Origin of the sequence: Paenibacillus sp. FSL H8-0034, assembly GCF_038000305.1 — a bacterium.
Lineage (GTDB): Bacteria > Bacillota > Bacilli > Paenibacillales > NBRC-103111 > Paenibacillus_S.
On the sequence record NZ_JBBOBS010000001.1, the window covers coordinates 2,225,516 to 2,247,304 of the forward strand.

General features: G+C 46.2%; 19 protein-coding genes. 18 read left to right on the forward strand and 1 reads right to left on the reverse strand.

Features of this window, described 5'->3' with window-relative positions:
* Positions 1 to 579 precede the first annotated feature (579 nt).
* The 4 genes from clpP (at position 580) to NST47_RS10140 (ending at position 4,613) form a co-directional block, all read left to right on the forward strand.
* Positions 580 to 1,173, forward strand: a complete 594-nt coding sequence (gene clpP / locus NST47_RS10125) for an ATP-dependent Clp endopeptidase proteolytic subunit ClpP (RefSeq protein ID WP_341155028.1) — start codon at positions 580 to 582, stop codon at positions 1,171 to 1,173.
* Between the two features lie 11 nt (positions 1,174 to 1,184).
* Positions 1,185 to 2,459 carry an ATP-dependent protease ATP-binding subunit ClpX gene (gene clpX / locus NST47_RS10130; RefSeq protein ID WP_341155029.1) on the forward strand — a complete coding sequence of 425 codons (1,275 nt, stop codon included), beginning with the start codon at positions 1,185 to 1,187 and terminating at the stop codon, positions 2,457 to 2,459.
* 102 nt (positions 2,460 to 2,561) lie between these two features.
* Positions 2,562 to 3,677 (forward strand): flavodoxin-dependent (E)-4-hydroxy-3-methylbut-2-enyl-diphosphate synthase, encoded by a 1,116-nt coding sequence (gene ispG / locus NST47_RS10135; protein ID WP_341159646.1) that lies wholly within the window; start codon positions 2,562 to 2,564, stop codon positions 3,675 to 3,677.
* A gap of 162 nt (positions 3,678 to 3,839) precedes the next feature.
* Positions 3,840 to 4,613 (forward strand): divergent polysaccharide deacetylase family protein, encoded by a 774-nt coding sequence (locus NST47_RS10140; RefSeq protein WP_341155030.1) that lies wholly within the window; start codon positions 3,840 to 3,842, stop codon positions 4,611 to 4,613.
* A gap of 8 nt (positions 4,614 to 4,621) precedes the next feature.
* Here NST47_RS10140 and NST47_RS10145 read toward each other — a convergent pair whose 3' ends face one another.
* The gene (locus NST47_RS10145; protein ID WP_341155031.1) at positions 4,622 to 5,314 is read right to left on the reverse strand and encodes an N-acetylmuramoyl-L-alanine amidase family protein; all 693 of its coding nucleotides are present in this window, start codon (positions 5,312 to 5,314) and stop codon (positions 4,622 to 4,624) included.
* A gap of 212 nt (positions 5,315 to 5,526) precedes the next feature.
* Here NST47_RS10145 and lonB point away from each other — a divergent pair, with 212 nt between their 5' ends.
* The 14 genes from lonB to hemH all read left to right on the forward strand — a co-directional run bounded on the left by lonB (position 5,527) and on the right by hemH (position 21,772).
* Entirely contained in the window at positions 5,527 to 7,230 is a 1,704-nt protein-coding gene (gene lonB / locus NST47_RS10150) for an ATP-dependent protease LonB (protein ID WP_341155032.1), read from the forward strand.
* A 148-nt stretch (positions 7,231 to 7,378) separates the two neighbouring features.
* Positions 7,379 to 9,712 (forward strand): endopeptidase La, encoded by a 2,334-nt coding sequence (gene lon, locus NST47_RS10155; RefSeq protein ID WP_341155033.1) that lies wholly within the window; start codon positions 7,379 to 7,381, stop codon positions 9,710 to 9,712.
* 41 nt (positions 9,713 to 9,753) lie between these two features.
* Positions 9,754 to 10,434, forward strand: coding sequence for a ribosome biogenesis GTP-binding protein YihA/YsxC (gene yihA / locus NST47_RS10160; protein WP_341155034.1), 681 nt, complete (start codon positions 9,754 to 9,756; stop codon positions 10,432 to 10,434).
* 461 nt (positions 10,435 to 10,895) lie between these two features.
* On the forward strand, positions 10,896 to 11,483 hold the full coding sequence (locus tag NST47_RS10165) for a non-ribosomal peptide synthetase module (protein WP_341155035.1): 588 nt from the start codon (positions 10,896 to 10,898) through the stop codon (positions 11,481 to 11,483).
* 254 nt (positions 11,484 to 11,737) lie between these two features.
* Positions 11,738 to 12,139, forward strand: coding sequence for an adenosylmethionine decarboxylase (speD, locus tag NST47_RS10170; protein ID WP_076231477.1), 402 nt, complete (start codon positions 11,738 to 11,740; stop codon positions 12,137 to 12,139).
* A gap of 195 nt (positions 12,140 to 12,334) precedes the next feature.
* Positions 12,335 to 12,862, forward strand: a complete 528-nt coding sequence (locus NST47_RS10175) for an S-adenosylmethionine decarboxylase (RefSeq protein ID WP_341155036.1) — start codon at positions 12,335 to 12,337, stop codon at positions 12,860 to 12,862.
* 190 nt (positions 12,863 to 13,052) lie between these two features.
* The gene (gene hemA / locus NST47_RS10180; RefSeq protein WP_341159647.1) at positions 13,053 to 14,447 is read left to right on the forward strand and encodes a glutamyl-tRNA reductase; all 1,395 of its coding nucleotides are present in this window, start codon (positions 13,053 to 13,055) and stop codon (positions 14,445 to 14,447) included.
* Positions 14,448 to 14,468: 21 nt separating this feature from the next.
* The gene (locus NST47_RS10185; RefSeq protein WP_341155037.1) at positions 14,469 to 15,293 is read left to right on the forward strand and encodes a cytochrome C assembly family protein; all 825 of its coding nucleotides are present in this window, start codon (positions 14,469 to 14,471) and stop codon (positions 15,291 to 15,293) included.
* 4 nt (positions 15,294 to 15,297) lie between these two features.
* Positions 15,298 to 16,020, forward strand: coding sequence for a precorrin-2 dehydrogenase/sirohydrochlorin ferrochelatase family protein (locus NST47_RS10190; RefSeq protein ID WP_341155038.1), 723 nt, complete (start codon positions 15,298 to 15,300; stop codon positions 16,018 to 16,020).
* Complete coding sequence (gene hemC / locus NST47_RS10195) at positions 16,013 to 16,957, forward strand: hydroxymethylbilane synthase (RefSeq protein WP_341155039.1); 945 nt, start codon at positions 16,013 to 16,015, stop codon at positions 16,955 to 16,957. Before NST47_RS10190 ends, hemC begins: the two co-directional genes overlap by 8 nt.
* Before the next feature lie 6 nt (positions 16,958 to 16,963).
* Positions 16,964 to 18,493, forward strand: a complete 1,530-nt coding sequence (gene cobA / locus NST47_RS10200) for a uroporphyrinogen-III C-methyltransferase (protein ID WP_341155040.1) — start codon at positions 16,964 to 16,966, stop codon at positions 18,491 to 18,493.
* Between the two features lie 33 nt (positions 18,494 to 18,526).
* A complete protein-coding gene (gene hemB, locus NST47_RS10205) occupies positions 18,527 to 19,519 on the forward strand; it encodes a porphobilinogen synthase (RefSeq protein ID WP_341155041.1) in 993 nt (330 codons plus the stop codon).
* Positions 19,520 to 19,774: 255 nt separating this feature from the next.
* Entirely contained in the window at positions 19,775 to 20,839 is a 1,065-nt protein-coding gene (gene hemE / locus NST47_RS10210; protein WP_341155042.1) for a uroporphyrinogen decarboxylase, read from the forward strand.
* Positions 20,840 to 21,772 (forward strand): ferrochelatase, encoded by a 933-nt coding sequence (gene hemH / locus NST47_RS10215; protein ID WP_341155043.1) that lies wholly within the window; start codon positions 20,840 to 20,842, stop codon positions 21,770 to 21,772.
* The last annotated feature ends 17 nt before the right edge of the window (positions 21,773 to 21,789 follow it).

The following is a 21,789-nucleotide window of genomic DNA, read 5'->3' on the forward strand; positions in this document are numbered from 1 at the left end:
TAGAATTACCCGCGTTCGTCTAACATAGGCGTCCCTTAGCAGGGACGCCTATGTTAGAAATGTAATACATAGAACACCTTAAACAATCAAACATAATTGCAGTAAAGAATCACTAAGTAGCAAAGTAGTAAAGTAGTAAAGTAGCATAATCCCTTACACCCAAAGTAAAGCTTGTCCCGAAGGGGCCAAAGCGACCCGAGAACACCACAGCCATCTAAGCGCACCTATGCACCCAAAGCCAGCGTGTTCCGAAGGAACGAAAGCGGCCCGAGAACACCACAGCCATCTAAGCGCACCTCTGCGCCCAAAGCCAGCGTGTTCCGCAGGAACGAAAGCGGCCCGAGAACACCACAGCCATCTGAGCGCACCTATGCACCCAAAGCCAAGCGTGTTCCGCAGGAACGAAAGCGGCCCGAGAACACCACAGTATCTCCCCCGTAAAGGGAGTCCAGAGGGCAGCGCCCTTTGGGGCCCTCCCTGCAGGGAGGGTTTGGGAGGGTAATCGATCGATTGGTGTAATGTTTTCTTTTCTGATACAATAAAAAACGAACCACATTTTGAAGTAAAGGGGTTGGAACAATGGGTCTGATACCTATGGTTGTCGAGCAGGAAGGACGCGGAGAACGCTCGTATGATATTTATTCCCGCCTATTAAAGGACCGGATCATCTTTATCGGTAGCGGCATTGACGATGATGTTGCCAACCTCGTTATTGCTCAGCTGCTATTCTTGTCTGCAAGTGATGCGGAGAAGGATATTCATTTGTACATCAATTCTCCTGGTGGTTCTGTTACTGCCGGATTGGGTATATATGATACGATGCAGTTTATTAAGCCGGATGTTTCTACTATTTGCGTAGGCATGGCAGCCAGCATGGGATCTCTGTTATTAACAGCAGGCGCTCCAGGCAAACGTTTTGCACTGCCTAATAGTGAGGTCATGATTCACCAGCCACTCGGCGGTGTCAGAGGCCAGGCTTCAGACATTAAGATTCATGCGGATTGGATTGTCAAAACCAAGCAAAAGCTGAATCAGATATATGTAGACCGGACAGGGCAGCCATATGAAAAAATTGAGCGCGATACCGACCGTGATAACTTCATGAGTGCAGAAGAAGCCAAGAATTATGGGCTCATTGATGCGGTCATCACTCGTAGCGAATTGAATGGATAAGGAGTGATCCCATGTTTAAATTTAACGATGAAAAAGGCCAACTCAAATGCTCATTCTGCGGCAAATCGCAGGAACAAGTACGTAAGCTGGTAGCCGGGCCGGGAGTTTATATATGCGATGAATGTATCGAGCTTTGCACAGAAATCGTTGAGGAAGAATTGGGTCACGAAGAAGAGCTTGATCTGAAGGATGTACCAAAGCCAAAGGAAATTCGTAATATTTTGGATCAATACGTCATTGGTCAGGAACAAGCTAAGAAATCGTTGTCTGTAGCGGTTTATAATCACTACAAGCGGATCAATTCACAGCAAAGCAAATCAGAAGAGGTTGAATTGCAAAAGAGCAATATCGTTCTTCTGGGACCAACAGGAAGCGGTAAAACGCTGCTTGCTCAAACATTAGCCAAAATTTTGAACGTACCTTTTGCTATTGCGGATGCTACTTCTTTAACGGAAGCTGGTTATGTGGGCGAAGATGTTGAAAATATTTTGTTAAAGCTGATCCAGGCTGCTGATTACGATGTGGAAAAAGCAGAGCGCGGCATCATCTATATCGATGAAATTGATAAGGTAGCACGTAAATCGGAAAACCCATCCATTACACGGGATGTTTCCGGTGAAGGTGTTCAGCAAGCTCTATTGAAAATCCTGGAAGGTACAGTAGCTTCGGTTCCACCGCAAGGCGGCCGTAAGCATCCACATCAGGAATTCATTCAGATCGATACAACCAACATCTTGTTTATTTGCGGTGGTGCCTTCGATGGTTTGGAACAAATCATCAAACGCAGACTCGGCAAAAAAGTGATCGGTTTTGGTACGGATGGAGTTAAGGTTGATTTGAAGCCGGGCGAGTACTTGTCCATGGTGCTGCCAGAGGATTTGCTTCGTTTCGGCTTGATTCCCGAATTCGTTGGACGTCTTCCGGTTATCTCAACATTGGAGCCGCTTGACGAGCCCGCACTGGTTCGCATCCTGACAGAACCCAAGAATGCGCTTGTTAAGCAGTATCAAAAGCTGCTGGAAATGGACAGCGTGAACTTGGAGTTCAACCCGGAAGCGCTCGAGGAAATTGCTCGTGAAGCGATCAAACGGAATACGGGTGCCCGCGGCTTAAGAGCCATTATTGAGAGCATCATGCTTGAGGTGATGTATGAAGCACCTTCTCATACTGAAAACTCAAGCTGCGTAGTAACCAAGGAAGCTGTACAATCCAAGGTCGCTCCCGAAATCACTGCAGGCAGCAAAGATGGCAAGGCATCGTTGAAGAAAAAAGAAGAGAGCGCCTAAGCTTGAGTATATACTAACCATAGCAGCCTCCAATCCATTTACTGGCCGATCCGGCTTGAATCGGAGCGGAGGATGTTTGGTATCATGGGAGAGATATATGTTATGTTTCACAGAGCGGAGACCATTCCCGTTAAAGTAGGGAATTTGACAATCGGTGGAAGCAACGAAGTCATTATGCAGAGCATGTGCACAACCAAAACGGCTGATGTCAAAGCAACGGTGGCGGAAATTCACCGTTTGGAAGAAGCCGGATGTCAGATGGTGCGGGTTACCGTTAATAACAAAGAGGCAGCAGAAGCGATCAAAGAGATCAAGAGACAAATTCACATCCCTTTGGTCGCTGATATTCATTTTGATCACCGTCTTGCACTGATGGCGATTGAGAACGGTATTGACAAGGTTCGGATCAACCCAGGCAATATTGGCCGCCGCGAGAAAGTAGAAGCGGTTGTTAAAGCCTGCAAGGAGCGCGGAATCCCGATTCGGATTGGGGTAAATGCAGGTTCTTTGGAAAACCATCTTTTGGAAAAATATGGATATCCGACACCGGAAGCTATGGTTGAAAGCGCACTGTTTCATATCAATATTCTCGAAGAGCTTGATTTCCATGACATCATCGTTTCCTTGAAAGCATCCGATGTGCCGATGGCCATTGCTGCCTACCAAAAGGCAGGAGAAGCATTCCGGTATCCGCTGCATCTCGGTATCACTGAGGCAGGCACTTTATTTACGGGCTCAGTGAAAAGTGCAGCTGGTATTGGCGCCTTGCTGAATATGGGTTTGGGCAATACTTTGCGTATTTCCCTGAGCGCAGATCCTGTTGAGGAAATTAAAGTAGCTCGTGAGCTGCTCAAAACCTTTGGTTTGATCACGAACGCGGCTACCCTTGTTTCATGCCCGACCTGCGGAAGACTCGATATTGATTTGTTCTCGATCGCTAATGAGGTAGAAGACTATATTGCCAAGATTAAGGTGCCGATCAAGGTATCTGTCCTTGGCTGCGCTGTAAATGGTCCAGGAGAAGCCAGAGAGGCTGACATCGGGATCGCCGGAGCCCGTGGAGAAGGTATGCTGTTCCGTTACGGAGAAATGATTCGCAAAGTTCCGGAAGCCGAGCTGTTGGCCGAGCTTAAGAAAGAAATCGATATTATCGTGGAGCATTTTGGGAGAACAGGCGAGATACCTGGCAGAAAGCATCATTCCACTCAGACCTCATAAATCTAAATCTTTACACTTAAGGAAAGCAGTGTTCTCTGTACGATGGGGGCACTGCTTTTTGGCGTTTTTGCATAGGCTGGCCGGTATTGACGAATAACATAAGAAAGCAGGAAAACAATTTGCTTACGAGTCTGCTTTCTACGGATGCACAAGGAGGTAACCATGCACACAGCTGCAAAGTGGCTTATTGCCAGCACAGTCGTACTGATATCCCTTGGTTCTGGTATAAGTCAAGCCGAGCCAACACCTGAAGGAGCTCCAGCGATTACCAAGAAAATAGCAATTGTGATTGACGATTTTGGTAATGATATGCGTGGCACGGAAGAAATGATGGCCTTAACGATTCCATTTACTGCAGCGGTAATGCCTTTTTTACCGACGACAAGGCGTGATGCCGAGTGGGCACACAAGCTTGGTCACGATGTATTGGTTCATATGCCGATGGAACCGGTACGTGGCAAAAAAAGCTGGCTCGGGCCTGGAGCCATTACAACCGATCTGTCCGATGAAGAAATCCGCACAAGGGTACAGGCGGCGATTAATGATGTGCCCTTTGCAATCGGGATGAATAATCACATGGGCTCGAAGGTGACTGCAGATCCAAGAGTTATGCGTATCATTCTGGAAGTATGCAAGAATAACAATCTGATCTATTTGGACAGCAAAACAACGCACAAAAGTGTGGTGCAGTCCTTAGCCAAGGAGCTGGGAGTCCGAACGCTCGAAAACCACATTTTCATGGATGATCAATACACGCGTGCGCACATTCTTAAACAGGCGAGGAAGGTGGAGGCACACGTTAAGGATAACGAAACTACAGTTGTCATTGGTCATGTAGGCACGCCAGGCAAATACACTGCAGCCGCTATCCAGCAATCGGTGCCTGTTTTGAAGCAAATAGCTGAATTTGTAAAAATATCACAGCTGGCCCCTTAGTGGGCCGGCTATTTTTGCAGATAGGTCAATATACCGGCACAGATGGCATCAGCAAGCTGGCGCTGCTTCTGCGGCTGCATCATTTGCTCGCGGTCCTGTGCGTTAGAGATGAAGCCCATTTCCACTATGACAGCAGGAACTTGAATATGTTTTAGCAAAAAATAGGTTTTTCCATAGACCGGTGCTGTTTCTGTTGCATACAAAAGATTCAGGGATCGCTGCAAGCTGGTGGCCAGCTGTTTGCTTGCATCGCTTTTTTGATGGAGCACCACAGGTCCGCGTGCTTTACTGTTGGTTGCCCAATTGACATGAAGGCTGATTACGATTTTGGGATGAATTTCGTTCGCAAGATGGCTGCGCTGGGCCAAGTCCTTCAAATGTCTGGAACGATTGCGAAACCAAAGGTTTTCACTACTGAGCGCATAGTCATCCAGTCGATTGAGAAGAACACGAAGTCCTTTTTCCCGCAACAAGCTGTACGTAACTTTCCCCATCTCCAGATTGATATCTTTTTCATACACATCTCCGTGAAGCGTTCCGCTGTCTATGCCTCCGTGCCCAACATCGAGCAGCACGTCGACATTCGTTAAAAAAGGATTGATCATATAAGGATAAGGCTTGGATGCTGCCTTACCGCTGATTGAGCAGGAAAGGGTCATGCCGAGAATTACAATTGTTGAGATCATCATTCGTATTCGCATACGTGGTCGGTTCCTCCTCCGTCATTTTCACTCCTTATCGTTCTCCTATGCCTTGTTATCATACATGCTTGAAAACTTTCTCAGGTAAGGATTAGTGTGTCTGCAAGAGGGGAATACTACCATGCAAGGTACATACTTGTGATGTCATTTCCAAGATACGAGTTTATGCTGCCCAAGTAAATTTCTGCGAAAAATTCTGAGGAGGGACCCTAATGAATATTAGTGTGATTTTGATGATTATCCAGCTGTTTTTTGCAGTTGTGATTGGTATGTATTTTTGGAATTTGCTGCGCAATCAGCAGACAAATCGCACTGCCATCGATAAAGAATCAAAAAAGGAAATGGAAAAATTGCGTAAGCTTCGCGCCATATCATTAAATAAGCCCTTATCCGAAAAAACAAGACCAACTGCGATGAACGATATTGTAGGACAAAAGGAAGGCTTAAGGGCACTCAAAGCAGCCTTGTGCGGGTCCAATCCTCAACATGTGCTCATCTATGGCCCACCGGGAGTAGGGAAAACGGCTGCTGCACGTGTAGTTCTGGAGGAAGCCAAAAGCAATAAAGACTCCCCTTTTCGCCAAGATGCCCAATTTACCGAGGTGGATGCGACAACAGCGCGGTTTGATGAACGTGGGATAGCAGACCCTTTGATTGGTTCTGTACATGATCCGATTTATCAAGGTGCGGGAGCAATGGGCGTTGCCGGGATTCCTCAGCCCAAGCCAGGTGCTGTAACGAAAGCGCACGGTGGTATTTTGTTTATCGACGAGATCGGTGAGCTTCACCCGCATCAAATGAACAAGCTGCTCAAGGTGCTGGAGGATCGTAAAGTATTTCTCGAAAGCGCGTATTATAATTCGGAGGACACGAATGTGCCTTCCTATATCCATGATATTTTTCAAAACGGCCTGCCTGCTGATTTTAGAATGGTCGGTGCGACAACACGGAATCCACAAGAATTACCTCCTGCTATTCGTTCGCGTTGCATGGAAATATTTTTTCGTCCACTGCTTCCGAATGAGATTGGCGAGATTGCCGAAAAAGCGTTTATCAAAATCGGTTTCCCTGTTAATCCCGCCGCGGTTGAGGTTGTAAAGAAACATGCTACGAATGGCCGGGAAGCTGTCAATATTATTCAGCTGGCCGCCGGAATGGCCTTGGCTGATGCTCGCAAAGCAGTAACGGCTGCTGATGTGGAATGGGTAGTCAACAGCTCGCAAATTCCACCTAGGCCGGAGAAAAAGGTCGGAGCCAAACCGGAGATCGGATTTGTGAATGGGCTGGCTGTATATGGTCCCAATCTGGGGATGGTATTGGAGATCGAGGTTACGGCTATTCCGGTTACTCATGGTGGGGTAGGAAACTTGACAATAACAGGGATTGTTGATGAGGAAGAAATGGGAGGATCCTCGCGGACGATCAGGCGCAAAAGTATGGCGCGCGGCTCTGTGGAAAATGTAATGACGGTTTTAAGGAAGCTTGGCATCAATCCTTACAAGTTCGATCTACATGTCAACTTCCCGGGCGGAACTCCCATTGATGGCCCTTCAGCTGGCATTTCCATGGCAGTTGCTATCGCTTCAGCGATATTGCAAACACCTGTCGATAACCATCTGGCTTTGACCGGAGAAATTGGCATTCATGGAAAAGTAAAGCCGGTGGGTGGAGTTGTGGCGAAGGTTGAAGCTGCATTTCAAGCCGGTGTAACCCGTGTCATCATTCCCAAAGAAAATTGGCAGGAAATATTCAGCGGGCTTAACGGATTAGAGGTTATTCCTGTGGATTCCATTGAAGAAGTCCTGGATTATGCACTTGGATCACAATTCAAGTTTTTACCGGAAGCCTATGGAGCACAACCAGATTTTGCACCTGCCGCATCCATTACGGTTCTGCACGCCGATGCGCTGGAATAATAGCAGCATCGGCTTTTCTTTTGTTGAGATGATAATTAGCGTGGGAGGGCGATTGGTGTTTTGATTTTAATTTTGATAAAATGTAAACGTCAGCGAATGTTACGAAGTCAACTTTGCCCAAAGCAAAGTTCTCAGGAGGTGCTTCAGAATGGGACCGAATAAAATAAAAGTGCGGCGTTTGCCATTGCTTCCTTTGCGTGGGCTGCTTGTTTATCCGAGTATGGTGCTGCATTTGGATGTGGGCAGGGAGAAATCAGTAAAAGCGCTTGAGAAGTCCATGGTGGACGACAGCTTGATTCTGCTATGCTCGCAGTCGGAGATTAACATTGAAGAACCTACCACAGAAGATATATATCGCATTGGTACGATTGCCAAAGTCAGACAAATGCTAAAGCTTCCTAACGGTACGATTCGTGTACTCGTTGAAGGGGTAGTGCGTGCGGAGATTACCGAATTTTTAAATAATGATGAGTACTATGAGGTGCAGGTCAGGGAGCTGCCTGAGCAGGAAACAAGCGATCCCGAGATCGACGCTTTAATGCGAACGGTTTTGCATCAATTCGAGCATTACATTAATTTGTCAAAAAAGGTAACACCGGAGACACTGGCAGCCGTTTCCGATATTGATGAGCCAGGTCGTTTGGCTGACGTCATCTGCAGTCATTTATCCTTGAAGATCAAAGACAAGCAGGATATTCTAGAAACGGTTCCTGTAAAGGATCGTTTGGAAAAGCTGCTTAGCATTTTAAACAACGAACGCGAAGTGCTGGAGCTGGAGCGGAAAATCAGTCAACGCGTCAAAAAGCAGATGGAAAAAACGCAAAAGGAATACTATCTTCGCGAGCAAATGAAGGCTATTCAAAAAGAACTCGGCGATAAAGAGGGACGGACAGGCGAGATTGAGGAGCTGCGTTCGCTGCTTGCTGAGACTGAGGTTCCCGACAAGGTTAAGGAAAAGATCGAGAAGGAAATTGATCGTTTGGAAAAGCTGCCTGCAACCTCAGCAGAGGGCAGTGTCATCCGTAATTACATCGATTGGCTGCTTGGTATTCCCTGGTCCAATTTCACCGAGGATGATCTGAACATTATTCATGCTGAGGAAATATTGAATGAGGATCATTACGGACTGGAAAAGCCGAAGGAGCGAGTGTTAGAGTATTTGGCGGTACAGCAGCTGGTCAAGAAGCTGAAGGGTCCGATTCTATGTCTGGTAGGCCCTCCAGGTGTCGGCAAAACGTCAATAGCCCGTTCGATTGCCCGATCCTTGGGTCGACAATTCATTCGCATTTCACTGGGCGGCGTGCGTGATGAGGCGGAAATCCGCGGACATCGGCGTACGTATGTCGGTGCAATGCCGGGAAGAATTATTCAAGGCATGAAAAATGCGGGCACGACGAATCCGGTTTTTTTACTGGATGAAATCGATAAAATGGCGATGGATTTCCGTGGAGATCCGGCAGCAGCACTTCTCGAGGTGCTGGATCCGGAGCAAAACAACACTTTTAGTGATCACTATATTGAGGTTCCGTTTGATTTATCCAATGTCATGTTTGTGACAACCGCGAATGCGGTGCACAATATTCCGCGGCCGCTGTTGGATCGTATGGAAGTCCTCTACATTCCCGGTTATACTGAAATTGAGAAATATAAAATTGCCCGCAATTTTTTACTGCCCAAGCAGCAGAAGGATCATGGACTGCGGGAAGATCAGCTGATTATCGATGAGCAAGCACTCATGAAGATTGTCAGGGAGTATACCCGAGAAGCAGGCGTGCGTAATCTGGAGCAGCAGGTAGCGGCTATTTGCCGTAAGTCGGCGAAGCGTCTTGTGTCTGGCCAAGGTGAAATCGTTACGATCCATGCAGACAATGTGAAGGATTTTCTCGGCCCAGCCAAATTCCATCACGGTATGGCGGAGGAATCCGATCAGATTGGCGCCGTTACAGGACTCGCATGGACAGAGGTAGGCGGCGATACGCTTGTCATTGAGGTTACTGTGATGCCAGGCAACGGGAAGCTGACACTTACCGGTAAGCTGGGAGATGTCATGAAGGAATCTGCGCAGGCGGCGTTCAGCTATACTCGTTCCCGTGTCGGACAGCTTCGTATAGCTCCCGATTTTCATGAGAAGCTGGATGTACACATTCATATCCCGGAAGGCGCTATCCCTAAGGATGGACCGTCTGCTGGGATTACGATGGCAACAGCCCTGATTTCAGCGCTTACGAACATTCCTGTGTCCAAGGAAGTTGCCATGACAGGTGAGATTACACTGCGTGGCCGTGTACTGCCGATTGGCGGGCTTAAGGAAAAAAGCCTTGCAGCGCACAGAGCAGGTATTCGTACGATCATTATTCCGAAGGATAATGCCAAGGACTTGGAAGAAATTCCGGAAAGCGTGCGAAATGAACTGAGATTTATTCCGGTTGCGCATGTCGATGAAGTACTGGAATATGCTTTAGTCAGGCCTGTAGGCGTTTAAGTAAAGGAGCACAGCTCCATAAAGAGAGAGTGGAATTTATTATGAAGGTCAATCAAGCTGAATTTATTATCAGCGCGGTTGGTCCGAGTCAGTATCCTGCCGACGCCTTGCCCGAGATAGCTCTGGCAGGGCGTTCGAATGTCGGCAAGTCATCTCTGATCAATCGGCTCATCCAGCGCAAAAATCTGGCACGTACCAGCTCCAAGCCGGGGAAAACCCAGCAGCTTAATTATTATAAAGTGAATGCGGACTTATATTTAGTCGATCTTCCAGGTTATGGTTATGCCCAAGTTTCCAAATCCAAACGTGAGATTTGGGGCAAGTTTATCGAACAATATTTACTGCACCGTGAGCATCTTAAGCTGGTGCTATTAATCATTGATATTCGGCATGCGCCATCCAAGGATGACCAGACCATGTTTGCCTGGCTTAAGCATAATGATGTTCCCTTGGTTGTCGTTACGACCAAAGCAGACAAAATAACAAAGGGTCATTGGCAGAAGCATGTAAAGATCATCAGAGAAACACTGCAAATGGAAAAGCATGACCGTATGGTTTTATTTTCATCTGAGCTCGGTGTTGGTAAGGATGAATTATGGCAAGTTATTGAGCAGGAGATTGGCTATGTAGCCCCTGAGCCGAAAACTGCGCTTGAACCGGGAGCCCAAACAACGTTGGAAACCAAGACTGAACCGGAAACGAAATTTCAACCCGAAATCTAATTTTAAGGAAATGCGGTGGTTGTATGCATTCAGCATGTGTCGTTGAAATCGTCAAGCGGTTTAAGGAGCAAGCTGATGCAGATGCCGCTATGCCTATGATAAAGTATATGCGCAACCAGTTTGCATTTCTTGGGCTTCCGAGCCCTGTAGAACAAGTATTACGAAGCCTCCCCCCAATCCATAGTCTAACTCATTAAGTAATCTACAGGGTAGGTTGCTTAATTTTGCATACATGGCAGCGAACCGCAGAACTTAGTAAGGGAAACAGAGGGATTCAGATATATGCTTGGAATTCTTCGAGGAAAAGGCGTTATTTTCTAAAATAAAACGGAATTTAATGAATTTATGACAGGAATATTAATGTTTTATGTAGTATACTATATATAAAATAATGTACTTATAGCTTTTTGTTTACAGCAGGGTATGTAAAGGGCTCGAAATTAAAGAATCGAGGGATTTTTATGGCAATGAGGTTAGCGACTGAATATGTCAAAACCTGCCTACAATTAACGGAAGCCGAAATGGCCATGTTTATTCAAATGTTTGTCGATCAGCAAGTAACCCTGCAGGTGAAAATTCTCGATAATGGAAGTCAGGAAGTCGTACTTTTGGATGATGCGGGTCAAGAAATTGTCCTGTCATTCGAATTGCATTATGATACTTATGTGTGCCTCGGCTCTTGCCGTATCCGCAATAAAACACTTGTTAATCTGATGCGCAAAGCAGTTTCAACTTTTAAAGGCAGTGCAACGGTTCATCGCATTTATGAAACTTATATTATGGTGTATGAATATGAGCGCGGCTCCGTAGTCCGAATTGTAGAAAGCAAGGATGGGCTTGAGCGGGTGATTTATGAGCATAAAGATACGTTAGGCTTGCTGGAAAGCTTGTTCCGCAAGGACGAGGTGGAGCAAGAGATTGAACGTATCAAATCTCAAGTGAACAACTTACTGGATCTGAGAAATGACATTCGTGAATTAGCTGTTCGTGAACAGATTGATGAACGTTTAGGTAAATTGACTCATCAATTGTTTGTACTCGAGGCTTAAGTATAGATTTGGTTAAACGAAAACTTCTGATTCCGCCAAGGATTCAGAAGTATTTTTTTTGCCCGAAAAAAAAGTGTTGCATTTCCGTTCAATAGATGGTACTTTTAATCTCGTTGAAAACAAACAAAATAGGAACCAGGATTCACTCAGGACATTATTGTTGCGAGAGATTACTCCCTCGAGAAGTGAATGACGTAGGTCCTAGCGGATGAAATTTTTCAAACATTTTATTCCTAGGAAGGGGGAACCGAAAGATGGAATATTCGACTTTCGGAAGACACGTTGCTGTAGATACTTGGGGGGTTGATTTTGATCTTCTCAATAATGCAGAATGGTTACAAGCGCAAATGGTGGAGGCAGCAGAAGCATGTGGGGCGTCAGTGATGTCGGTACAAGCCAAACAATTCGAACCACAAGGTGCAACGGTATTGGTATTGCTGTCAGAAAGTCATCTCTCCATTCATACTTATCCTGAGAAAGGTTTTGCCGCATTGGATTGTTACACTTGTGGCGAGACGGTAGATCCTCAATTGGCTATCGATTATATGGTATCCGTTTTGAAGCCTGAAACGACTCATGCCAAAAAGCTAATTCGTGGAATGGGTGAGCTCGTAGTAGAAACACCGGTAATCAAACAAATGCAGTTAATTAAATAGAGCAATATGTGTTGCCAATTAAACATGCTTTAAAAATAGTGCCCCGGAGAAATCCGCGGGTATTATTTTTGTCCACAAAACCCCATACACTGTACAATACAGGCTCAGCATGTTTACGAAGTCAGTTTTGTTACACAAAACCAAGTAGATGCTTACGAAGTTAGTTTTGCTCCGCAAAACTCTGAGGGGGACCCCATGAAAAGAAAACGAAGGCTTGTACTCTATTTGCTGTTGATTTTTTTGTTAGGGTGGCCGTTGTATCAAATCTATGCTATGGCGCAAGGGACAACGGAGAAGCAGGATGCCGGGAAGATGCTGTATCAGGTTTCATTGTTTCAGATGGAGCTATTAAGCAGCTACTTACAAAATATAGACAAGGTGAAAGATACCGAAAGCTTGAATGCGCTGCGGCAGGCGGTGTATACGGCTAATTTTACGCATGACCATCTTGTGCTGGCCTTCGGTGATCCAGCTCTTACGACACTAGCAGGAGTACCGGAGCTCATGCAGTACATGCTGCGCCTGCAGGTTGGCGGGCAGCGTTCCCTGCGATCGGATGAAGTGCAGACACTAGTCGAGGTATACAAGCAATTCAGCATTTTTTTCGATGCCTACGGCAAGCTGCTTTCTTCGCGTCTTGATATCAATTCATCGCAAAGTGCTATCATGGCCAAGGCTGATCAGGCAATATCCGAGCTGCTTCGCAAAAAAATGCAGCAGTAGTTTTCGTTTACCGTAATAATAAAGGGTGTTTAATTAACGGACTGCGGTATAAAGCTGAAGGAAATGGTTGAAAATAATGTACATTACACCTTATGCAGCTTTCACAGTTTATACAAAAAATTTGTCGGAGAACCAGAATGTTATATGCTATAATAAACAGAGATTATTTGGAGGGAGGCAGGTGACACCTATGCATATTGTTGTGGCGGGCTTGAATTACCGGACGGCACCCGTTTCGATCCGGGAGAAATTTACGTTTGCCGAAGGAGATCTCCCTTTGGCGCTTAAACAGCTGAAAGAGACGAAAAGCGTCATGGAATCCGTCATAGTGGGCACCTGCAACCGAACGGAGCTATACATTGTCGTAGACCGTGAGCATTTATGCGGACATTATATTCGCGGATTTATAGAAAATTGGTTTGGTGTGTCGCGAGATGAATTCAATAGTCATTTGTATATTTATGAAAATGACAAAGCAATCGATCATTTATTCAGGGTCGCGAGTGGTTTGGATTCGATGGTTATTGGTGAGACTCAAATTCTGGGGCAGGTTAAGGATTCCTTTGCTTTGGCTCAACAAACCAAGACGACCGGGATTATGTTCAATACATTGTTTAAGCAGGCGGTAACGTTCGCGAAGCGCGCACATACCGAAACAGGCATCGGCGATAATCCTGTTTCGGTCAGCTATGCGGCAGTTGAGCTGGGCAAGCGGATTTTTGGCAGCTATGAGCATAAAAAAGTATTAATCATTGGTGCGGGCAAGATGAGCGAATTAACGGTCAAGCATCTATATGCCAACGGTGCGGATAAGGTTATCGTAGCCAATCGGACCTTAACACGTGCTCAGGAGCTGGCTGAAAAGTTTCAAGGTGTAGCCTGTACTATGGACAAGCTGAATGCCTGTTTGGAAGAGGTTGATATCGTCATTAGCTCGACGGGAGCTGCTGAATTGGTATTGACTCGAGAACAAGTCGCGGCTGTCCTTCAAAAGCGTCGTTCACGTCCGTTATTCATGATTGATATTGCAGTTCCCAGAGACCTGGACCCGGCAATCGGCAGCTTGTCTAACGTCTTTTTGTATGATATCGATAATTTGCAGTCGATTGTGAACACCCACTTACAGGAACGGCGGGAAACAGCTGTTATGATTGAACAAATGATTGCAGATGAATTGCAGACCTTTGAGCAATGGACCAAGACGTTGGGTATCAGTCCGGTTATTCAAGCTTTACAGACTAAAGCAAGCTCGATTCATCAAGAGACGATGGATAGTTTGATGAAGAAGCTTCCTGATTTGGATGAAAGAGAATTAAAGATCATCCGTAAATTAACGAAGAGTATCGTGAATCAAATGCTGCGAGATCCCGTAAACCGTATCAAGGAAATGGCTGCGGAACGGCACGGTGATGAGGCGCTGGACTATTTCACCAAAATATTCGCGTTAGAGGAGCAATTGGAAGAGCAGGAACGTGCGGAGCAAGCGGCTCGTCAGCTGGAGCTTGAAGACGTACAAAATCGTTGGAAAGAAGAACTGCTAACGAAGGTTTCCCTAAAGCCTGCTGAGGCCTTGTCCAAATCGTAATCGGAAGAGGTGCCTTGGTCAATGGTTACGAAAAGTTGGTTATACGATGCTATTATTTATATCTACGCCCTGAGCCTACTGTTTTACTTCTCGGACTTTGTTGGTCCGAACCGAAGTGCAAAACGGATTGGGACAGGGTTGCTTTCTTTTGTATGGGTTTTGCAAACGGTATATTTGATATTCGGTTTGGTCTATCATGATCCAACGGAAGCTTTTTCAATGTTTGAGACCCTATTTATGTTGACCTGGCTGCTAGTCACCGTTTCTCTGGTTGTGAACCGCTTTATTAGAATCGAATTTTTTGTGTTTATGGTCAATGTGCTGGGTTTCTCAGTTCTTGCTCTTAATTTTTTCAGTAACCCGAAAGTATCGCCGTCACTTGCTTCCTGGAATATTAAGGATGAAGTGCTATTCATTCATATTTCCTTATCCATCTTAAGCTACACGGCATTTGTAGCGGCAGCCGTGTTTTCCGGCATGTATTTATTGCTCCACCAGCAGTTGAAGAGAAAGAAGTGGTCAAAGCTGATGCAGAGATTGCCGAGTCTTGACAAAACAGATCATTATTCGTATGTTTCTGTCATTATCGGAGCCCCTCTGCTGCTGTTGGGTTTGTCCATTGGTTTCGTGTGGATTGCGCTTGAAGGAAATGCGGCATTATTTTTTGATCCTAAGGTCATCAATTCCTGGTTTGTTTTGCTGGCCTACGTTTTCTATTTATTTCAAAGGGTTATGCTGAAGACACCGGGCTATAAGCTTGCGTTATGGAATTTAGCAGCTTTTTTCATTATGGCACTCAATGTAGTGTTTGCGAATTTTTATTCTTCGTTTCACCAATGGTCGTGATACCATGAACAACATAGATTATTATCCTGTGCTGGTTAATTTGAAGAACAAGCCCTGTGTGATTGTTGGTGGAGGCCACATAGCTGAACGGAAGGCAGGTTCGCTGATAGAAGCAGGTGCGTCTGTAACCGTGATAAGCCCGGACTGCAGTCCACAGATTGAGAATTGGATGCAGCAGGGAGCTCTGACGATACTTCACGAGTTTTATTGTGCAGGAACACGGGAAATGGAACAATCCTTTCTTGTATTCGCCGCTACCAACAATCCGGAAATTAATGAAGCGGTTCGTCTGGAAGCAGAAGCACTGGGCAAGCTGGTTACAGTGGCTGATAATACGTCTGGCAGCAGCTTCATCGTTCCGGCTATGGTCCGTCGCGGCAAGCTGCTCATCTCTGTCTCCACTGGAGGTGCCAGCCCGACGATTGCCCGTAAGATCAAACAAGAGCTTGAACAAGCCTACGGATTCGAATACGAAACTTATCTGGATCTTGTGCAGGAGCTTCGTTTATTGATTCAATCACAGGTTGAGGATATAGAGGTAAGACTGCAAATGCTTAGATTGATGCTGGATTGGGAACTTATGTCCTTAATCCGTTCCTCCGGTACGGATACATACTGGAAGCAGGAGCTCATAGACAGCTTGTCTGCTGAACCAACTATTGCGAGAATGAAGCAAATCGGACTTTGGATTCAACAATACATCAAAGAAGGAGAGACATATGCGTAAAATCGTGGTGGGAACAAGACAGAGCGCGTTGGCCCTGACACAAACCGGGCAGGTTGTTGAGCATCTACGGGAGATCAGTAAGAAGCACGGCATCCCCTGTGAATTTGAAATCAAAAAAATTATTACCAAAGGTGATCGTATCCTCGATGTGACGCTTTCCAAGGTGGGCGGTAAGGGCTTGTTCGTGAAGGAGATAGAGCAGGCTTTAATGGACGGTGAAATCGATCTGGCTGTTCATAGCATGAAAGATATGCCGTGGGAACTTCCTGAAGGTCTAATAATCGGCGCGATCCCGCTGCGTGAGGATCCAAGAGATTGTTTGATTACACAAGGCTCGCTTCAACTGAATGATCTTCCGCAGGGTGCTAAAGTAGGGACGAGCAGTCTGCGTCGTTCTTCCCAGCTGCAGCATTATCGGCCAGATCTCAAGATTGAATCCATTCGCGGCAATATCGACTCGAGGCTGAAAAAACTGGAGTCTGAAGGCTTTGACGCCATCCTGCTGGCGGCTGCCGGCCTGCATCGCATCGGATGGACAGATCGCATAACAGCTTATTTGCCACCTGAGGTTTGTCTGCCAGCTGTTGGCCAAGGTGCCTTGTGTATCGAATGCAAAGATGACAACACAGAAGTGCTGGAGCTGCTTGGGTATTATAACGATGAACGGACAGCGCTTGCTGTGTCAGCAGAACGAAGCTTTCTGGGACGGCTCAATGGCGGCTGCCAGATACCGATAGGTGCGTATGCAACCGTTGAAGGTGAACTTACAGGTGGAGGTTATCAAATCACCATGACAGGTATGGTAGGCTCGCCTGATGGTCAGCAGATGCTGAAGGAAACTTTGAATGGAACCGATCCGGAGCTGTTGGGTGTTACTCTGGCAAATGCTTTGATAGAGCGTGGGGCTTCCGATATTTTGGATAAAATAAGGGGTTGACAAGAAATGTCTAAAGGCGTCGTATATCTCGTAGGGGCAGGACCTGGCGATCCCAAGCTCATCACAGTACGTGGATTAGAGGCAATACAGCGTGCCGATGTCGTTGTATATGACCGTTTGGCAAGCCCAAGACTGCTGAGGCATATGAAGCCGGGTGCTGAGAAAATATTCGTCGGCAAGCTGCCAGATAAGCATATGATGAAGCAGTCGGAAATTAATCAGTTATTGGTTGATCTGGCTCTGCAAGGCAAGACAGTGACGCGCTTAAAGGGAGGCGATCCGAGTGTATTTGGCCGGGTTGGCGAGGAAGCGGAGCTGCTTGCTGAGAATGAGGTAGCTTTTGAAATCGTACCTGGTATCACTTCTGCGATCGCTGTTCCTGCTTATGCGGGTATTCCGGTGACGCATCGCGACTTTACTTCATCCTTTTCCATAGTAACCGGACATGAATACAAGAATAAAACCTACAATGGTGTGAACTGGGGAAATCTGTCGCAGGCATCAGGCACATTGATCTTCCTGATGGGAGTAGCTAACCTCGAATCTATATGCAACAAGCTGATAGAAGGCGGTAAAAAGACCTCCACTCCAGTCGCTTTAATTCGTTGGGGAACGTGGATGGATCAAGAGACTATTACTGGCACCTTGTTTGATATTGTCGAAAAAGTGCGGGCTGCCAATTTCAAATCACCTGCGGTTATTATTGTCGGAGAAGTGGTAAAGCTGCGCGACAAGCTGGCCTGGTTTGAAAAGAAACCGTTATTCGGTAAACGTATTTTGGTTACTCGTGCAAGAAGTCAGGCGAGTGAATTGTCCAATCTGATTGAGGATTTGGGCGGAGAAGCTGTCGAATTTCCCGTAATCCGAATTCAAGCTACTTCTCAAGCTGCTGCACGTACTGCGCTTGGAGACGCTTTGCAGCGGCTGGAGGATTTTGATTGGGTTATATTCACAAGTGTGAACGGTGTGGAGCATTTCTTTGAAGCTATTCGTGAACAACAGATAGATATTCGTAGAATGTATAAAGCAAAGATTGCTGCCGTAGGTCCCAAGACATCAGAGGCGTTGAGAAGTCGGGGATTGCTTGTCGAATTATTACCTTCGAAGTTTCACGGAGATGAGCTGCTGGCAACGATTGCGGAACAATTGAAGCCAGGACAACAGGTTCTGCTGCCAACTGCTGATATTGCCAAAGAATACATTCCAGCGAGATTAAGGGAATTAGGCTTGCAGCTCACTGAGGTAGATGTATACGAAACCGTGCTTGAAACAAGTGGTGGTACAGAGATTATCGAAATGCTGGAGCAGAAGGTGCTGCAGATCATTACTTTCACCAGTTCCTCGACAGTGACTAACTTGTTCCATGCTTTAAAAGAATTAGGTGTGGACAATCCGCTTGAGCTGATCAAAGATTGCCAAATCGCCTGTATCGGGCCGATGACTGCACAAACCGCCATTGAGGCCGGACTGACCATAGATTATCTAGCAGAAGAAGCAACAGTAGAATCCCTGGTAGCCAGTTTATATAACAATTAGAGATTATAGATACATCACGGGAGGTAGAACGATATGGCTTTTCCAATTATTCGTAACCGTAGATTAAGAGGCTCGGCTGCATTACGTAATTTGGTCAGAGAAACGAATGTGACGATTCATGATCTTATATATCCTATATTTGTAACGCACGGAACAGGAATCAAGGACGAGATTTCATCGATGCCTGGCGTGTATCATTATTCATTGGATTTGCTAGAGGAAGAGCTTCAGGAAATCGTTGACCTGGGTATTCAATCGATCCTTGTATTTGGGGTTCCCGATTACAAGGATGCGCACGGAAGCTCCGCTTACGATGCACATGGAATTGTGCAGCAAGCAACACGCCGCATAAAAGAGCTTCAGCCGCAGCTCGTTGTGATTGCTGATACGTGCCTATGTCAATTTACAGATCATGGTCACTGTGGAGTCGTACATTTCGACGAGCAAAAGCAGCGTGCTGATGTGCTTAACGATGAATCACTTGAACTGCTGGTACGCACTGCGGTTTCCCAGGCGGAAGCAGGCGCCGACATTATTGCTCCGTCCAATATGATGGATGGTTTTGTATATGCGATTCGCCAAGGTCTGGACGAGGCTGGATATGATCAAATTCCGATTATGTCCTACTCGGTTAAATTTGCTTCAGCGTTTTATGGACCTTTCCGTGAGGCTGCTCATTCAGCTCCTCAGTTTGGTGATCGCAAGACGTATCAGATGGACCCGGCTAACGGACGTGAAGCGCTTCGTGAGGCACAGTCCGATGTGCTGGAGGGTGCAGATTTCCTGATGGTGAAGCCAGCCTTGGCTTATATGGACCTCATTCGTCAGCTGCGTGATCAATTCGATCTGCCGCTTGTCGCTTATAACGTAAGCGCCGAGTATTCGATGGTCAAGGCTGCAGCCATGCAGGGCTGGATCGACGAGCGTGCGATCATTATGGAGACGATGATTGGCTTCAAGCGTGCCGGAGCAGATCTGATCATTACTTATTTCGCCAAGGATGTTGCACGTTGGCTGCGTGAATAAAGTACTTGTCGCGAGACCTTGGTACAATCAATAAGGAAGTCAGAAGCTTTTCCCATACAGCCTCGGTTGTGTGAGAAGGGCTTTGTTTTTTATACAGGAAGTGCGCCCTTGTCATACATTTGTCGGAATCTGAAGGGGCAATCAGTTGTTACATGCTGCTAAATAGGGCATAATATGAGTAGATCAATTAAAGCTTGCGAGGTCAACTTTTCATAAGGAAAGTTCTTGGGAGTATACGGAAATGAGGAAAAGCGGATGAGCTACAAGGATACATTTATCAAGGCTTGTAAAAAGCAGGAGGTAGATACACTGCCAGTATGGTATATGAGGCAGGCAGGACGCTACGATCCGGATTACCGCGTAATTAAGGAAAAGTACAGCTTGCTCGAAATTTGTCAACAGCCTGAACTGGCTGCCGAAGTGACATTGATGCCAGTGAACAAGCTCGGTGTGGATGCGGCTATATTATATTCTGATATTATGAATCCAGTCGCTTCGATTGGTATTGATTTTGATATTGTCAAAAATATCGGTCCTGTCATCCATAATCCGATCCGTTCTTCAGCTGATGTGGAGAAGCTGCGTCCGATCCAGGTGGAACAGGACTTATCTCACGTCATAAAAACGATCGAGATTTTGGCTGCAGAACTTCAAGTTCCTTTAATTACATTCGCTGGGGCGCCATTCACAATCGCCAGCTATTTGATAGAAGGCAAGCCATCCAAAAGCTATATTCGGACCAAAGAGCTTATGTACAGCGAGCCTGCGGTCTGGTTTCAATTGATGGATAAGCTGGGCGACATGGTCATTACATACTTGAAGGCTCATATCGCTGCCGGTGCAAAAGCGGTGCAGCTGTTCGACAGCTGGGTGGGTGCTCTATCACCCAAAGATTTTCAACATTATGTATTGCCGACGATTAAGCGTATTTTTGCCGAGCTTAACCATCTGGATCAGCCCAAAATTTATTTTCCGGGCGTAAGCTCGGGCGAGCTCCTTCCTTTGCTGCAAGAGGTAGAGGCTGACGTCATTGGTCTGGACTGGCGTGTATCTGTGCCGGAAGGACGTAAGCGTCTGGGATCGAAATTCGCAGTTCAAGGTAATCTGGACCCCTATGTGCTTACTGCTCCTATGTCGGTTATCAAGGAGCAAGCCAAGCTTATTATCGATCAGGGCATTCAAGAGCCGGGTTATATTTTTAATCTTGGACATGGTTTATTTCCTGAGGCGTCCATTGATAAGTTACGCGAGCTGACGGATTTTGTCCATTCTTATTCAACATCCGCTTTGGCTGCGGCCAAACAAGGAAGTGGTGTATAAATGTCAAAACAGCGAATTGGTGTACTGGTCATGTCATACGGGACGCCTGAGAGCTTGGATCAAGTGGAGGCGTATTATACGCATATCCGCAGAGGAAGACCGCCTACAGCCGAACAGCTCAAGGATTTAACAGATCGCTATGAAGCCATAGTCGGGGGTTTTTTTCCACTCAGGGAAAATACGAATAAGCAGGTAAAGTCATTGGAAGAGCGCTTGAACGCTGATCATCCCGACTACTCTTTTGTCTGCTATCAAGGCTTGAAACATGCGGAGCCGTATGTAGAAGATGGTGTAGAGCAGATGGTCAAGGATGGCATTCAGCAGGCAGTCGGTATCGTTCTTGCTCCGCATTACTCTCATATGAGCGTTGGCAGTTATATCAAACGGGCACAAGACAAGGCTGATGAGCTTGGACTTTCTATTCAATTTGTCGAAAGCTACCATCTGCATCCACAGCTTATCCAAGCACTCTCTGTGCGTGTACAAGATGCACTGGAGCGTTTTGATGGTATAGATAAGTCCGATATTCGTGTTGTATTTACAGCACACAGCTTACCTGAAAGTATTCTTGGAACAGGTGACCCTTATACAGAGCAATTACTTGAAACTGCGCGAGCTGTTGCGGCACAGACAGGTATTACGAATTGGCAGTTTGGCTGGCAAAGCGCGGGTCGTACGGGAGTTCCTTGGCTCGGACCGGATATTCTTGATATTTTGCGAACCGTAGTAAAGGAAGAACAGATCCGCAACGTCCTAGTGTGCCCGGTCGGCTTTGTATCTGATCACTTGGAGGTCTTGTACGATCTTGATATAGAGGCACAACAGGTAGCTCAGGAGCTGGAGATGCATGTGGAGCGTACGGCTTCACTTAATACCGATCCCTTGTATATGGAGACGTTGAGCGATGCGGTTTATTTGAAAGTAAACGGTTGAACAAAAAAAGCCCGATT